This is a genomic window from Henriciella aquimarina, assembly GCF_002088975.1.
Classification (GTDB): domain Bacteria; phylum Pseudomonadota; class Alphaproteobacteria; order Caulobacterales; family Hyphomonadaceae; genus Henriciella; species Henriciella aquimarina.
The window spans coordinates 206,966-221,075 of sequence record NZ_NCST01000019.1 but is presented as its reverse complement, the minus strand read 5'-3'; the positions used below and the strand labels follow the sequence as shown (position 1 = coordinate 221,075).

The window sequence follows — 14,110 nt, the reverse complement described above, 5'->3', positions numbered from 1 at the left end:
CTCATCCACTAGCCCACGCTGCCTTCAAGGCTGACCTCAAGGAGCTTCTGGGCCTCGACCGCAAATTCCATCGGCAGGTGCTGCATGACATCGCGAACGAAGCCATTGACCAGGAGTGCAACCGCTTCTTCCTCGCCCAGACCACGCTGGCGGACATAGAAAAGCTGGTCTTCCGACAGCTTCGTCGTGGTCGCCTCGTGCTCAAGCTGGGCATCCGCCCGTTTGGCCTCGACATAGGGCACGGTGTGCGCGCCGCAGTCGCCACCGATCAGAAGCGAATCGCACTGGGTGAAGTTGCGGGCCTTCTCGGACTTCTTGTGCACCGAGACGAGCCCGCGATACGTGTTGTCCGAGCGGCCTGCGGAAATCCCCTTCGATATGATGCGGGAGCGGGTGTTCTTGCCCAGATGGATCATCTTGGTGCCCGTATCGGCCATCTGCCGGCCATTGGTCACCGCAATCGAGTAGAACTCACCGGTGCTGTCGTCTCCACGCAGGATGCAGGAAGGATACTTCCAGGTCACAGCCGAACCGGTCTCGACCTGCGTCCAGCTGATCTTGGAACGGGCCCCGCGGCAGTCGCCGCGCTTGGTCACGAAGTTGTAGATACCGCCCTTGCCGTTTTCGTCGCCCGGCCACCAGTTCTGGACGGTCGAGTATTTGATTTCGGCATCTTCCAGCGCCACCAGTTCGACGACAGCGGCGTGGAGCTGGTTTTCATCACGCATGGGGGCTGTGCAGCCCTCCAGATAGGACACATACGCGCCCTTGTCCGCGATGATGAGGGTGCGTTCGAACTGGCCGGTATTCTCGGCATTCATCCGGAAATAGGTCGACAGCTCCATAGGGCAGCGCACGCCCTCAGGCACATAGACGAAGGTCCCGTCCGAGAAGACGGCGCTGTTGAGGGTCGCGAAGAAATTGTCGGACCGCGGCACGACCGAGCCCAGATATTTCTGCACGAGCTCCGGATGCTCCCGGATGGCCTCGGAGATCGACATGAAAATCACGCCGGCCTTTTCCAGTTCCTTCCGGAAGGTCGTTGCCACCGAGACGGAGTCAAAAACCGCGTCCACGGCCACCTTGGAGCCGCTTTCGCCGGTGCGCGCTTCGGCCGCCGTTTCATCGGCGCCTTCGACACCAAGCAGGACTTCCGCCTCGCGAAGCGGAATGCCGAGTTTTTCATATGTGTCGAGAATTTCCTGCGGAACATCGTCAATCGACTCATACTTCGCCCCGCGCTTCGGCGCGGCGTAATAGTAGATGTCCTGATAATCGATTTTCTCGTACTGGACCTTTGCCCAGCCCGGCTCTGTCATGTTCTGCCAGCGCTCGAACGCTTTCAGGCGCCAGTCCAGCATCCATTGCGGTTCCCCCTTTTTCTGGGAGATGAACGCAATGACCTCTTCATTGAGGCCCTTGGGCGCATATTCGGTCTCGATATCGGTCTTGAAGCCGGCGGAGTAATTCTCCGATTGCAGCGCTTTTGCGGCTGCAACGGTATCGGCATCAATGCCTTCTTTGACTTTCACATCATCAGCCATTTCAGGCCGTCTCCTTCAAATTCCGGCGTTGCAGAATATCGAGCCAGGCATCGGCTGTCTGCTCGAAGTCTTCTAGTCTGCTTCTCCATCCATAGCTGGTGCGTATAGCACATTCCGCAAGGGTATCCGGCGCGCCCATCGCAGACAGAACCACCGACCGACGGACCTTGCCACTGGAGCAGGCCGAGCCTGACGAAACCGCCACACCGGCCAGATCCATGGCCATGACCTGTGTTTCAGCGCGGAAACCATCATAAGCGAAATTAGACGTATTGGGCAGACGGGGGACATCTTTCCCGAAAACGGTGACACCAGCTTCGCGCTCAAGCCGGGTTTCCATGGCATCGCGATAGCTTGCAAGGCTTTCCATCTTCTCCAGGTCGCGGCTGGCGGCTTCGGCGGCCGCACCAAAACCGGCGATCCCCGACAGGTTTTCCGTGCCCGAGCGCAGGGAGCGTTCCTGACCGCCTCCGAAAACCGTTGGCAAGAGCGGCGCGCCGCTGCGCATCCAGAGGGCCCCTGCCCCTTGCGGCCCACCAGCCTTGTGAGCCGACAGCATGAGATAGTCGGCTCCGAGAAGCGACACGTTAAGCGGGAGCTTGCCGAGCCCCTGGACGGCATCGCAAATAGTCAGGCCACCGGCCTCGCGCACCATCGCAGCCGCTGCCTGAACCGGCTGAATGACCCCGGTTTCATTGTTGGCGAGCATCAACACAAGCACAGGGGTGCCTGACCGGTCGGCATCCCATACCTTAAGCCTGTCGGAGAGCTGATCGAGATCAATCGCACCCGACGGCTGGACATAGACCGTTTCAACTGCAGCGCCCGAATGGCCCGCATTCTTGCTGACCGCTTCATGCTCAATCGCCGAAACCAGCAAGGTGCAATCCTGTTCGAGCTTTCGCACTACACCTTGAATGGCCAATGCAGCCGCTTCTGTGCCGCCGGATGTGAACACAATGTCCTGCGGCAATCCGCGAATGGCTGTGGCGACCTGCTTGCGGGCTGCCTCAAGCACCTTCCGTGCAGCGCGGCCGGGGCCGTGCACGCTCGATGGATTGGCGCCGATCTCAAGCGCCGTCATCATCGCGTCGCGAGCTTCAGGCCTCAAAGGTGCCGTAGCGTTATAGTCAGCATAGATCATCGGGTGCTCTGTAGTTTATCATGACGCGCTCTTACACAAAAACTTGCATTTCCTTGCCGCTTTCGCCTAAAGCGCCCACTTTCCAACTTCCACGCTCGCAACAGCTAGAGGCGCTTCAGCATGGCAGAACTTATCATTCCCGGCCCCGCAGGCAGAATTGAAGCGCGTTATACAGAGCCGCCAAGAGAAGGCGCACCGATCGCTCTCATCCTGCATCCGCACCCGCGGGCCGGGGGCACGATGCAGGATCCGATCACGATCCGTCTCTATCAGATGTTCGAGCGCCGCGGCTTTGGTGTCCTGCGGTTCAATACCCGTGGTGTCGGCCGCTCTCAGGGCGTCTATGACCAGGGTGTCGGCGAGCTTGAGGATGCTGCCTATGTTCTCGACTATATGGAGAACCTGACCGAAAGCCCGCGTTTTGTCTGGTGCGCCGGTTATTCCTTCGGCGCCTGGATCACGCTTCAACTGCTGATGCGCCGGCCAGAAATCGACGGCTTTCTCGCAATTGCGCCGCCCTGCAACCACTACGATCTGGCCTTTTTGGCGCCCTGCCCGGCCTCCGGCCTGATCATCTCCGGCGACAATGACAAGATCTCCGGTCCGAAGGATGTCGAGCGCGCGCTGACCAAGGTTCGTGTCCAGAAAGGCGAAGTGATCGAGCGGGACTTCATCGCCGGCGCCAACCACTTCTTCACCGGCAAGCAGGACGACCTGATCTCGAAGTGCGAGGCCTATGTCGACCGTCGGCTGGTCGAGGACGAACAGAAGCTGCGCGCCGAAGCCGAAACGAAGAAAATTCGCGGACAGGCCGCCATCACCGACGAAACCGATGAGGACGTCGATGATGAGGATTCCGAGGAAGACGACGAGGATTAAGGCAGTAGTTCGCCTCCGGTCATTGGCTCGGGTACGCTCGTCGTGCCGGGCCAGCTGATCGGCAGCCTGCGCAAGGTCCGCACGGCCAGGAAGGCAAAGGCCTGTGCTTCGATGGAATCCCCCATCCAGCCGACTTCTTCGGCCGTCCTGATCGTGCACTGACATCGTTGCTTCAGCTCGCGGACCAGTTGCGGGTTATGACGCCCACCGCCGCACAGAATGATCTGTGAGGGTGTGTCGTCGAAGCCGCGAATCGCATGCGCAACCGCTTCTGCGGAAAAGGCCGTCAGGGTCGCGGCCCCATCTTCCAGCGACAGGCCACGGGCGAGACTGGCATTGAAGTCAAACCGGTCGAGGCTTTTCGGCGCCGGCTCATCGAACCAGGGGTGCGCCATCCATTGTGTTAGCGCGCCCTCATGCACGCGTCCCGAAGCGGCCAGCCGTCCACCTTCGTCATGCGTGCCGGCATCGTGGCCTTCGACCCACTCATCGATCGGCCCATTGGCGGGGCCTGTATCAAAAGCGTAGAGGCTACCATCCCGCTTGCGGTACGTGATGTTGGCTACCCCGCCCAGATTAAGCACGGCCGCGCTCTGGCCTGCGCCCAGCTGGCGCAGGAGCGCGGCATGGTAGGCCGGCGCAAGCGGCGCCCCGTGGCCCCCATGGGCGACATCGTTCGATCGAAAGTCGAAAGCGACGGGCACACCGAGCTCTGCCCGCATCGCGCCCGGATCAAGCACTTGCAGCGTCGCGCCGGGCCGCGCCTTGCCCGGCGCGCGGTGGAGAACCGTCTGTCCATGTATCCCGGCCAGGGCCGGGCGAGGCCCGTCCCAGTTTTCAAGCAGGCGCGCCCAGGCATCTGCATGTGTGGCTGTGAGGACCGCCCGCGCGGCGTCGAACGCCTGTTCAGGTGGCGGACCAGCCCAGTTCCAGGCCCGAGCCTCGCCAATGGCCTGCTTGAGCGTATTGCGTTCGCCGGGAGTGTATTTGCGCTCGGCCACCGGCCCGAAGTCCAGAACCTCGACACCATCCGTCAGGATAAGGGCTGCATCCACGGCGTCGATTGACGTGCCGGACATGAAGCCTGCCGACCAAACCGGTTCAAAATCCTCACTCTGCAGGTTCAATCTCTGTCTCTCCCGTGCTAGCTGCGCTCTCCGATTATGGAGTCGAGCCGATGAGCCAGTTCAAATCTGAGTTTCTTCAAACCCTCGAGGAACGCGGATTCACCAAGCAGATCACGCATCCGGATGCGCTGGATGAATACTGTGCGACTGACACGCCTATCGCTTATATCGGATTCGACGCGACCGCTGACAGCCTCCATGTCGGCTCTCTCCTGCAGATCATGATGCTGCGCCATCTGCAGCGCTGTGGCGGCAAGCCTATCGTGCTGATGGGCGGCGGGACCACAAAGATCGGCGATCCGACCGACAAGGAAAAGTCCCGTCCGCTCCTCACCAATGAGCAGATCGAGGCAAACATTGCCGGCATCCGCAAGGCATTCGAGCCCTTCCTTACATTCGGGGACGGCCCGACGGATGCCGTCATGGTCAACAATGCCGACTGGCTGGACCAGCTCGGCTACATTGAGATCCTGCGCGACATCGGGGTGCATTTCACCATCAACACCATGGTGAAGCAGGAAACAGTCGCCCGCCGTCTCGCCAATGAGCAGCCTTACACCTTCCTGGAGTTCAACTACCTCCTGCTCCAGTCCTATGACTTCCTTGAGCTTTTCCGGCGCCAGAACTGCCGCCTCCAGCTCGGCGGTTCGGACCAGTGGGGGAACATTCTTGGGGGCGTCGATCTCGTCCACAAGGCGGACGGGGGCGAGGCTTTTGGCCTGACGGCGCACCTCATCACGACCGCTTCCGGTGGCAAGATGGGCAAAACGGCCGACGGGGCCGTCTGGCTGAACCCCGATCGCAAGTCGCCCTACGAATACTGGCAGTTCTGGCGCAACACCGAAGATGCAGATGTCGGCCGGTTCCTGCGTCTCTTCACGGACCTTCCCATCAGCGAAATCGAGCGCCTGGAAGCTTTCGAAGGCGCAGAGATCAATGACGCCAAGATCGCGCTCGCCAATGCCGCGACAACACTGCTGCACGGCGAGGAAGCTGCCCGTGAATCCGAGCGCGCAGCGGCCGCGGTTTTCGGGGCTGGTCAGGCCGACGACGCCCTGCCGACTGCCGAAGTGGCGCGACAGACGCTGGAAGATGGCATGCTTGCCGCAGCCGCCTTTACCGAAGCTGGCTTATCGCAATCAAACGGCGAGGCCCGCCGCCTCATCAAACAGGGCGCGGCACGTGTAAACGACACGCCCCTCAGCGATCAGAATGCCACCATCGGTCTGGACGATCTGAATGAAAACGGGGCGATCAAGCTTTCGGCCGGCAAAAAGCGGCACGCGCTCATCCGTCCGGTTTAAACCTCCAGAAGGTCGATCTCGGAAAACATGGTTTCGAACTGGCCCCGGTGCTTCGGGGTCAGACCCACCTCGACCGTCACTGTGCCATCTGTGCCGACCTCTTCTTCCTGCACGGCACCATGCTCATAAAGCCATGCGCGGGCGGCGCCGTCCTGAGGCTTGAGCGAGACGCGATAAGTTTCCAGCTCGCTCTGGATCGATGCGACGATCAGGTTGAGAAGATCGTCAATCCCCTCCCCTGTCAGCGCTGAAGTCACGACGGCCGGGACACTTCCCAATCCGGAGCGCGCGGAAATCTGCAGGGCCTGCTGCATGTCCTGCGAGAGCAGGTCTACCTTGTTCCAGGCCTCAACGATGGGCGGCAGTGGTACATCGCCTTCTTCCTGAAGCCGGCGGAGAACCTTCATGACATCCGCCTTGCGGTCCTCATCATGTGGACTGGACCGGTCCCGGACATGGATAAGCAGATCGGCTTCAAGTGTTTCCTCAAGCGTCGCCCGGAAGCTGTCGATGAGGTGTGTTGGCAGGTCCGAGATGAAACCGACCGTATCGACCAGCGCGCCATCGCCGATCTGCGGCAGTTCGATCCGGCGGATCGTCGGGTCCAGCGTCGCAAAGGGCATGTCCCGGGCGAACACATTGGCCCCTGTCAGCCGATTGAAGAGGGTTGATTTGCCAGCATTCGTATACCCGACGAGCGCAATTACGGGGAACCCCGCCTGACGACGGCCCGAGCGTTGCAGCCCACGAGTGCGGCGGACCTCGTCTAGGTCTGCCTTGAGGGAAGCGAGCTGGCGGTCCAGCATCCGCCGGTCAGCTTCGAGCTGGGTTTCGCCAGGGCCGCTCAGAAAGCCCCCACCGCCACGCTGACGCTCCAGGTGGGTCCAGGTCCGCACAAGCCGCGAACGCTCATAGGACAAGCGCGCGAGTTCGACTTGCAGCTTGCCTTCCTTCGTCCGGGCGCGAAGCCCGAAGATCTCGAGAATAAGCCCTGTACGGTCGATCACCTTGCAGCCGAGAACATTCTCGAGGTTGCGCTGCTGGACAGGGCTGAGATTGGCGTCGATGACGGCCAGATTGCAGCCGCCAGCCTCGATATCGTTTTTCAGCCGTTCAAGAATACCGCCCGAGAGCAAGTGCGATGCGTTGGGTTTGCGCACCTGTTCGGCTCTGAGGAATGTCAGATTGCAACCCAGGGCCTCGACGAGCCCTGCGGTCTCGGACAGCCGGTCGGCATCCGGACGCTCGGAGGGTTGCGTCCAGGGAATGACGACACCCGCCCTGTCTTCGGGCGGAATGCGGTCGACCAGGTCGGTCAACCGGCCTCCGAAGCGCTTTCCTCATCGAACAATTGCACGGGCGCGCCTGGCGCAATTGTCGAGATGGCGTGCTTGTAGACCAGCTGTGGCGGACGGCCATCGCCGCGCAACAGCACGCAGAAATTGTCGAACCAGGTCACGACGCCCTGCAACTTCACGCCATTCACGAGAAATATTGTAAGCGGGGTACGCGATTTCCGGACGGCATTAAGAAACGTGTCCTGCAAGTTTTGTTTTTTGTCTGAAGACATGGTCTCTTCCTGTTCGCTATGCGTTTTCGCAGGCGCTATCCGGATTGTGCTTCATTGGCAAGCCCTTCACCTCTCAACGCCGCCAAAATGATACAGTAAGCAGCGGAAGGAAGGCGAGAACTTCAAGCCTGCCCAAGATCATACCGAACATAAGCCATATCTGACGAACTTCATCTTCCGGCAGATGTTCCACATCGATCAGATTGCCGGAATTCGTCAGACTGCCAACCGTATTCGTAATTGCGTCCTCAAAACTGGACCCTGTGAAGGAAAACAGCAGCAAACCGACCGCGCAGGCCATGACATAGGCGACGAGATAGACCCAGACCCCCATGATCGTGCGATCCGACTGAACCCGCCGGCGGAATTCGAAACTCAGCAGGGACTGACGAAAGCCCATACGCAGGAACTCCTGCCCCACACGCCGACTCAACACATAGAGACGCGCTAGCTTGATCCCGCCAGCAGCCGAAAGCGCCGCCCCACCGATCAGCGGCGGTGCGAGTTGCAGGGCAAGCGGCAGCGAATGTGTTGTCGCCGGTGAAACCAGCGCGATGCCGCTGGTCGAGAGCGCGGAAATCGACCAGCCCAGCGAGTTGACGATACCAAGCCCGTCCCATGCGGCCAGGAATGCGAAAACCAGCAGGGCCAGCACAAAGGTGCCGACTTCCGGATCGTACAACGAACTGCGGATCTGGCCGGCCCGTATTTGCAGGATGATGAAGATACCGAGCGAGCCCAGCAGAAGGCCAACCGTCAGCCCGAGCGCCCGGGCATGGCGCGTCACGTCTTCATACATGCCATGTGGCTCCGCCAGCCCGGTACTGAACGCGCTGACCGCATCCAGAAGCGCCGTATGAGGCGGGATGCCCCCGACGACTTCGATCGCGAAGACGATGAGGACGCAGACGCAGGCCACAGAAATTACGGTGCGAAGCACACGCGGAATGGAGTCGAAAAAGCTCCGGTCCGACATGCTGAAAAGATGCGTTCTGTGGATACCTGGGCCATCGAGGTTTATCGCCGCCAGAACGGTCGCTGCGAACGTAATCGTCGCGATGGCCCCCACCAGGTGGAGCATGGCCCGCCAGAGGATAAGAGCGGCCGGCAAGTCCGGTGCTTCAACGGAGTAAGCGCTGTGGCCGGTTGTCGTCAGGCAGGAAACAGCCTCGTGTATGGCGGTGATGATGCTGTCATTCGGAACCCCCATCAGGAAAGGAGGCGCGCACATCAGCGGCGAAACGAACCAGAAGAAGACCATGAACGCCAGGCCATCGGAGGCCTGGGCGCGACGCCGGGGCACACCCGTCAATACGAGAGAGGCCGCCGACAATGTTCCCATAAGGACCGCGGTGCTCAAAAAGACCAGGAGTTGCGTGGTCTCGGCGGTAATTATCGCCGCAACCGCACAGAAAACCATCAGGACGGCATAGACCCCACCGCTGATCGACAGCATCCGGATGATGGCGGCATAGTTCATCGCACGTAGTATCCAGTCTCCGTGGCGTCCCGGATCAGAAGAAGTCTGCGCTGACGCGGAAGAATTGCTCGACTTTGCTGGTCAGGCTGTCTTCATAGAACAGCAGGACATGGTCATTGGCTTTTGGCGCCACGTCCGGGGCCGCAAAGATGACTTCTCCATCTCTCAGGATCGCCGCCGCTGTAATCCCTTTCGGTAGATCGTCATAGCCAAGCGGCTTGCCAATCAGGGGCGAGGTCTCAAGCGTTACACCTTCCGCGATTTCAGCCGCGCCATCTTCCAGCGACTGCAGCGCCAGGATCCGTCCCCGCCGCATCTTCATGAGAATCCGCGAGACCGTCAGCGCCTTCGGGTCGAGCACAGCATCAACGCCCATCTCTATGGCAAGCTGTGAAAGCTCCGGTGCGTTGACCAACGCAAGAGAGCGTTTCGCGCCCATCTGCTTGGCGAGCTTCGAAATGAGAATATTGGTCTTGTCGTCATGTGTGGTCGCAATGACGAGGTCGGCTGTCGGCGCGTCTGCCTCCTCAAGGATCGAACGTGTCAGCCCGTCACCGTGGATGACGATTGTCCGGTTCAAATCCGACACGGCCTTCTCAGCCTGGCGGATGTCGGCCTCGATCACCCTGACGCGGACATCCGCCTGTTTCTCCAGGCCGGCGGCAACATACAGGCCGACATTTCCGCCGCCTACGACGACAACGCGCCGGACATCCGTCTCGGGACGGTTGAAGATGCTGTTGAGCCGGTGCGCATGGGATTTCAGGACCGCGACATAGGCCGTATCCCCCACCTTCAGGTGATCATTGCCGCGCGGCGCGAACACCGTACCACCCCGGCTAATACCTACAATTCTGGCGTTCAGGCTTGGAAACAGGCCCTGGAGCTGATCGAGCGCGGTATCGAGAACGGGGCTGTCCGGCAGGACTTCAATCCCGATGAGCTGTACATCTCCGCGACCGAAGTTGACGCTCATCATGGCCCCGGGGGTCTTGAACCGCTGGAGAATGGCGTCGCCCACCTCGACTTCCGGAGAGATGACGAGATCGATGCCGAGCCCTTCACGCGAAAACAGCGCGCGCCAACCGGGCTCGAGATATTGCTGGGCGCGAACGCGCGCGATCTTGGTCGGGATCGAGAACAGCGTATCGGCGACCTGGCAGATCACCATGTTGATCTCGTCTGAATAGGTTACGGCGACGATCATGTCGCAAGTATCACCGCCCGCGGCTTTCAGCACGTCGGGGTGGCCGGCATGGCCCTGTAAGCCCTTCACGTCCAGCTCTGTCTGGACAATGTCGATCAGGCGCGCATCCTGATCGATCATCGTGACTTCATGGTGTTCACGCGCGAGCCGCCGGGCAATCCCCTGGCCGACCCGGCCCGCACCGCAGATAATAACCTTCATGGCTTCAGGCTTCCGACCGGTTTCCGGACGCGCTTACACCAAGAGCCTTTAGTTTTCTATGAAGAGCCGAGCGCTCCATCCCGATAAACTCCGCTGTCCGCGAGATATTTCCATCAAACCGCGTGATCTGGAGGGTCAGGTATTCGCGTTCGAATTGCTCGCGCGCATCCCGCAGCGACAGCCCGACAAGCTCGGCAGAGGCCGACGGACCGGAGCCTCCATCCCCTGCCCCGCGTTCCTGCGGCAGCTCGTCGACCGAGACAGGCCGTTTGGCATCATTGGCCGACAGGATCAGGATCCGCTCCACAAGGTTCTTGAGCTGGCGCACATTACCCGGCCATTCCATGGACTGGAGCACCGCAATCGCTTCCGAAGAGAACTGCCGCGCATTCAATCCGGAGCTGTCGGCAATCTTGGCGGTAAAATGCTCGACAAGGGCCGGAATATCGTCGCGGCGCTCGGCCAGTGAAGGCACTTTGATGGGCACGACACTCAGGCGGTAATAGAGATCTTCGCGGAAGCGCTTGGCCTCGATTTCCTCTTTGAGGTCCTTCGTTGAAGCCGACATGACACGCACATCGACCCGGACATCCGATTTGCCGCCGACCCGCTGGAAACGCTGTTCGGTCAGGACGCGCAGGATCTTGTTCTGCGTACCGAGCGGCATATCCGCGACCTCATCGAGAAGCAGTGTCCCGTCATGGGCCTTCTCGAACAAGCCGATGCGGCGTGGCCGGCCTTCGCTATCCTCTTCGCCGAAGAGCTCCTGCTCCATCCGGTCCGGCGAGATGTTTGCGGCATTGACGACAACAAAGGGACCATTGGTGCGATTGGAATGGGCGTGGATGAGACGGGCCGCCAGCTCCTTGCCGGCACCGGCCGGACCGACGATCATGACACGTGAATTCGTCGGGCCGACCTTGCCGATTGAGGTCCGCAGGGCTGCCGCAGCGGCGCTCGCCCCGATCCAGTCATCACTGCTGACGACCATGGTGCGCAGTGACGCGTTCTCGCGCTTGAGCGTCGCTGATTCCAGAGCCCGCTCGACAAGGTGGATCAGCCGGTCGGCTTTGAACGGCTTTTCGATGAAGTCATAAGCGCCACGCCGAATGGCCGCGACAGCCGTTTCAATATTGCCATGGCCGCTGATCACGATGACCGGCATCAGCGGATCGATCGATTTCAGATATTTGAGCAGGGACAGGCCGTCCATGTCACTGCCCTGAAGCCAGACATCCAGGATGACGAGGCCCGGCGCCCGCATGCGCACCTCTTCGAGCGCCTTTTCAGCTGTTGCCGCACTGCGGACAGAGTATTCCTCGTCCTCCAGGACGCCGGCGATGAGGTCCCGGATGTCCGGCTCGTCATCGACGATAAGAATATCGCTGGTCATGATATGGCCTCCGCAGTGTCGGTTTCGGCAAAGGTGATAAGTTCGCCATTCTTGGGCAGCACGATGCGTACATAAGCGCCCTGCTGATCGTCCGGCCTTTCCTGGAGGGAAATCGAGCCGCCATGATCCATGATAACACGGTTAACGATAGCAAGCCCAAGGCCTGTACCCTTCTCGCGCGTGGTCACATAGGGCTCGAGCAGCCGGTCACGGGCTGCTTCGGGAAAGCCCGGCCCGTTGTCTTCAATCACAATTTCGATGGAATCACCCAGATCTTCGGTGACAATCTCGATCAGCCCGCTTGTTTCGGAAACTTCCGGCAACCGCTCAATCGCCTCGGCGGCATTCTTGATGATGTTGCCAATGGCCTGTGCGAGCAGCCTTTCGTCACCGGTCACCATCAATGGGCTGCGAACATTGCGCACGTCCACATTTATATCGGGACTGACAACGTGCTGGGCAAAGCCCGTCTCTTCCAGGAGCGCAGCCAGATCGAAGCTTTGAAGGGTGGGCTTGGGCATCCTCGCAAAACCGGAAAACTCTTCGACCATGCGGCCAATATCGGTCACCTGCCTCAGAATCGTTTCCGTGCACCGCTGAAAGACAACATCATCTTCCGGAACATAGCGGGCGTAACGGCGCCGAAGGCGTTCAGCAGAGAGCTGGATCGGCGTGAGCGGATTGCGGATTTCATGGGCGATACGGCGCGCCACGTCCCGCCACGCAAGTTGCCTCTGGGCATTCACGAGCCGGGTCGCATCGTCGAACGTCAGCACGAGTCCACCCGTGGAATCGCGAGCGACCTTCAGGCGGAAATGACGATGCCCGTCCGGTCCGCTGACATCCAGCGATGCATCGATGGGATGGCCCGTCGAGAAGACCTCAGCGGAATAGCGCTCGAAGGCTGGCGCCACATCAGACAGGCTGCTGCCCTCCATGGGCGTATCGAAGCCGAGAAGCTTCTGCGCCGACGGATTGGCGAGGGTCACGACAAACTGATCGTCGATCCGCATGACGCCTGTGCTGACTTCGGCCAGAAGCGTTTCGACGAAAAGCCGCCGGTCTTCGGCCTCTTCCCGTGCGGAGATAAGCGCGGAGCGCTGCCCCTCTAGCTGCTCGGTCATGACATTGAAGGAGCGTGTGAGTTCCCGCACCTCGTCCTTGCTGCCGGGCAGCGGGACACGAACGTCGAGATTACCGTCACGCACGCTCTGGGCGGCATTGGCCAGTCTGCCGATCGGGCCGGTGATCCGGCTGGCGGCCTCAAGCGCCAAGCGCACGGCAAGCAGCAGGACGAGCGCCACGATCTGACCATAGGCAACGACGAAGAGCGTTTGCGAGCGTGCGCTCAAATCCCCGGCAATCCGATACTCTTCCAGGGCCTGTTCGGCCCGGCGCAATCTGGCAAAGGCATCCTTGTCGAGCGGTTTGGCGAGGTAGAGATAGACGTCCTCCATCCCGTCCAGACGAACCAGAGACGTCGCAAACCCCTCATTCTCCTGCAGGGAGAGGATGACGTCGCCCTGATCGGCTTCGGCAAACATCCCCTCGGTCGGCTTCCGGAAATAGCCGCTGCTGCCCGTATTCTCGCCAATGGCAAGCGGGACGCCTTCATCGTCGATGATGTAGGCGGCCGGCATGTTCCGGACATAGGCCTGAATTCCGAGATAGGAGGAAAACCGTTCCGGATCTTCCGTAAGGCCTTCGAGGGCATTGTTGACGTCCGTCGCCATGAGGCGCGTGTCTTCCTCGAGCACATCGCTGTATTCCTGGACATTCTCCCTGGCGACAGCGGCGGTCTGCTCGACAAGCGTCACGATCCGCTCACCGAACCAGGTATCGAATCCGCGTGAGATGGCCGTCCAAAGAAAGAGAGACACGACGACAGCCGGAATGGCGGCCGACAAGCCAAAGAGGAGAAGGAAGCGCCGCGCGAGGCGTTCACCGCCCTCGCCGCGCTTGGCAGTGCGAGTGGCGAGATAGCGCTGCACAATGATCAGCGCCAGAATACCGATGATAACGGTATTCGCGATCAGGAGGATCTGGACATCCCGGCTGACGGGATCGATCGGATCCATGTCCGAGACGGCCACGAAGGTGACGGTCGCGGCAAGGAATGCAGCAATGACGAATAGCCACTGGAACAGGGCCCACCCTGACTGGGCATTGCCTGACTTCAGGAACCCGACCAAACTCGACCCTCGGACAACTTACCTGTCACCAAATCGCAACAGTGAGGATTTAGAGCAACAGTTTGGCCT

11 protein-coding genes are annotated in these 14,110 nt (G+C 60.5%); 2 read left to right on the top strand and 9 right to left on the bottom strand.

The features are described from left to right. Positions 1 to 8 precede the first annotated feature (8 nt). Together sufB and B8784_RS03015 are read right to left on the bottom strand one after the other, a co-directional pair. Positions 9 to 1,544 (bottom strand): Fe-S cluster assembly protein SufB, encoded by a 1,536-nt coding sequence (gene sufB / locus B8784_RS03020; protein WP_084396142.1) that lies wholly within the window; start codon positions 1,542 to 1,544, stop codon positions 9 to 11. A 1-nt stretch (position 1,545) separates the two neighbouring features. Then, positions 1,546 to 2,688, bottom strand: a complete 1,143-nt coding sequence (locus tag B8784_RS03015; protein ID WP_084396141.1) for a cysteine desulfurase family protein — start codon at positions 2,686 to 2,688, stop codon at positions 1,546 to 1,548. Positions 2,689 to 2,808: 120 nt separating this feature from the next. On the opposite strand from B8784_RS03015, the gene B8784_RS03010 reads away from it, so the two are divergent. Beyond that, positions 2,809 to 3,567, top strand: a complete 759-nt coding sequence (locus tag B8784_RS03010; protein WP_084396140.1) for an alpha/beta hydrolase — start codon at positions 2,809 to 2,811, stop codon at positions 3,565 to 3,567. Here B8784_RS03010 and B8784_RS03005 read toward each other — a convergent pair. Next, the gene (locus B8784_RS03005; protein WP_233355941.1) at positions 3,564 to 4,694 is read right to left on the bottom strand and encodes an anhydro-N-acetylmuramic acid kinase; all 1,131 of its coding nucleotides are present in this window, start codon (positions 4,692 to 4,694) and stop codon (positions 3,564 to 3,566) included. The two genes, B8784_RS03010 and B8784_RS03005, sit on opposite strands and share 4 nt — an antisense overlap. A gap of 50 nt (positions 4,695 to 4,744) precedes the next feature. Between B8784_RS03005 and tyrS the strand changes: the two genes are divergently transcribed. Next, positions 4,745 to 5,998 carry a tyrosine--tRNA ligase gene (tyrS, locus tag B8784_RS03000; protein ID WP_084396190.1) on the top strand — a complete coding sequence of 418 codons (1,254 nt, stop codon included), beginning with the start codon at positions 4,745 to 4,747 and terminating at the stop codon, positions 5,996 to 5,998. On the opposite strand, the gene hflX is transcribed toward tyrS, so the two are convergent. The 6 genes from hflX to B8784_RS02970 all read right to left on the bottom strand — a co-directional run bounded on the left by hflX (position 5,995) and on the right by B8784_RS02970 (position 14,041). Continuing rightward, complete coding sequence (hflX, locus tag B8784_RS02995; RefSeq protein WP_407646462.1) at positions 5,995 to 7,308, bottom strand: GTPase HflX; 1,314 nt, start codon at positions 7,306 to 7,308, stop codon at positions 5,995 to 5,997. The genes tyrS and hflX overlap by 4 nt on opposite strands. 5 nt (positions 7,309 to 7,313) lie before the next feature. Beyond that, on the bottom strand, positions 7,314 to 7,568 hold the full coding sequence (gene hfq / locus B8784_RS02990; RefSeq protein WP_084396137.1) for an RNA chaperone Hfq: 255 nt from the start codon (positions 7,566 to 7,568) through the stop codon (positions 7,314 to 7,316). A gap of 73 nt (positions 7,569 to 7,641) precedes the next feature. Then, a complete protein-coding gene (locus B8784_RS02985) occupies positions 7,642 to 9,024 on the bottom strand; it encodes a TrkH family potassium uptake protein (RefSeq protein WP_158085552.1) in 1,383 nt (460 codons plus the stop codon). A gap of 58 nt (positions 9,025 to 9,082) precedes the next feature. Then, positions 9,083 to 10,456, bottom strand: coding sequence for a Trk system potassium transporter TrkA (gene trkA, locus B8784_RS02980; protein ID WP_084396135.1), 1,374 nt, complete (start codon positions 10,454 to 10,456; stop codon positions 9,083 to 9,085). Positions 10,457 to 10,460: 4 nt separating this feature from the next. Beyond that, on the bottom strand, positions 10,461 to 11,849 hold the full coding sequence (ntrX, locus tag B8784_RS02975; RefSeq protein ID WP_084396134.1) for a nitrogen assimilation response regulator NtrX: 1,389 nt from the start codon (positions 11,847 to 11,849) through the stop codon (positions 10,461 to 10,463). After that, the gene (locus B8784_RS02970) at positions 11,846 to 14,041 is read right to left on the bottom strand and encodes a sensor histidine kinase NtrY-like (protein WP_084396133.1); all 2,196 of its coding nucleotides are present in this window, start codon (positions 14,039 to 14,041) and stop codon (positions 11,846 to 11,848) included. The genes ntrX and B8784_RS02970 overlap by 4 nt, the downstream gene beginning before the upstream one ends. Between the last annotated feature and the right edge of the window lie 69 nt (positions 14,042 to 14,110).

What these genes read in the sequence shown, in the direction of transcription:
- ntrX (WP_084396134.1), bottom strand. Translation starts at nt 11,849, where the DNA reads ATGACCAGCGATATTCTTATCGTCGATGACGAGCCGGACATCCGGGAC.
- B8784_RS03010 (WP_084396140.1), top strand. Translation starts at nt 2,809, where the DNA reads ATGGCAGAACTTATCATTCCCGGCCCCGCAGGCAGAATTGAAGCGCGT.
- B8784_RS03015 (WP_084396141.1), bottom strand. Translation starts at nt 2,688, where the DNA reads ATGATCTATGCTGACTATAACGCTACGGCACCTTTGAGGCCTGAAGCT.
- trkA (WP_084396135.1), bottom strand. Translation starts at nt 10,456, where the DNA reads ATGAAGGTTATTATCTGCGGTGCGGGCCGGGTCGGCCAGGGGATTGCC.
- B8784_RS02985 (WP_158085552.1), bottom strand. Translation starts at nt 9,024, where the DNA reads ATGCTGTCGATCAGCGGTGGGGTCTATGCCGTCCTGATGGTTTTCTGT.
- sufB (WP_084396142.1), bottom strand. Translation starts at nt 1,544, where the DNA reads ATGGCTGATGATGTGAAAGTCAAAGAAGGCATTGATGCCGATACCGTT.
- hfq (WP_084396137.1), bottom strand. Translation starts at nt 7,568, where the DNA reads ATGTCTTCAGACAAAAAACAAAACTTGCAGGACACGTTTCTTAATGCC.
- tyrS (WP_084396190.1), top strand. Translation starts at nt 4,745, where the DNA reads ATGAGCCAGTTCAAATCTGAGTTTCTTCAAACCCTCGAGGAACGCGGA.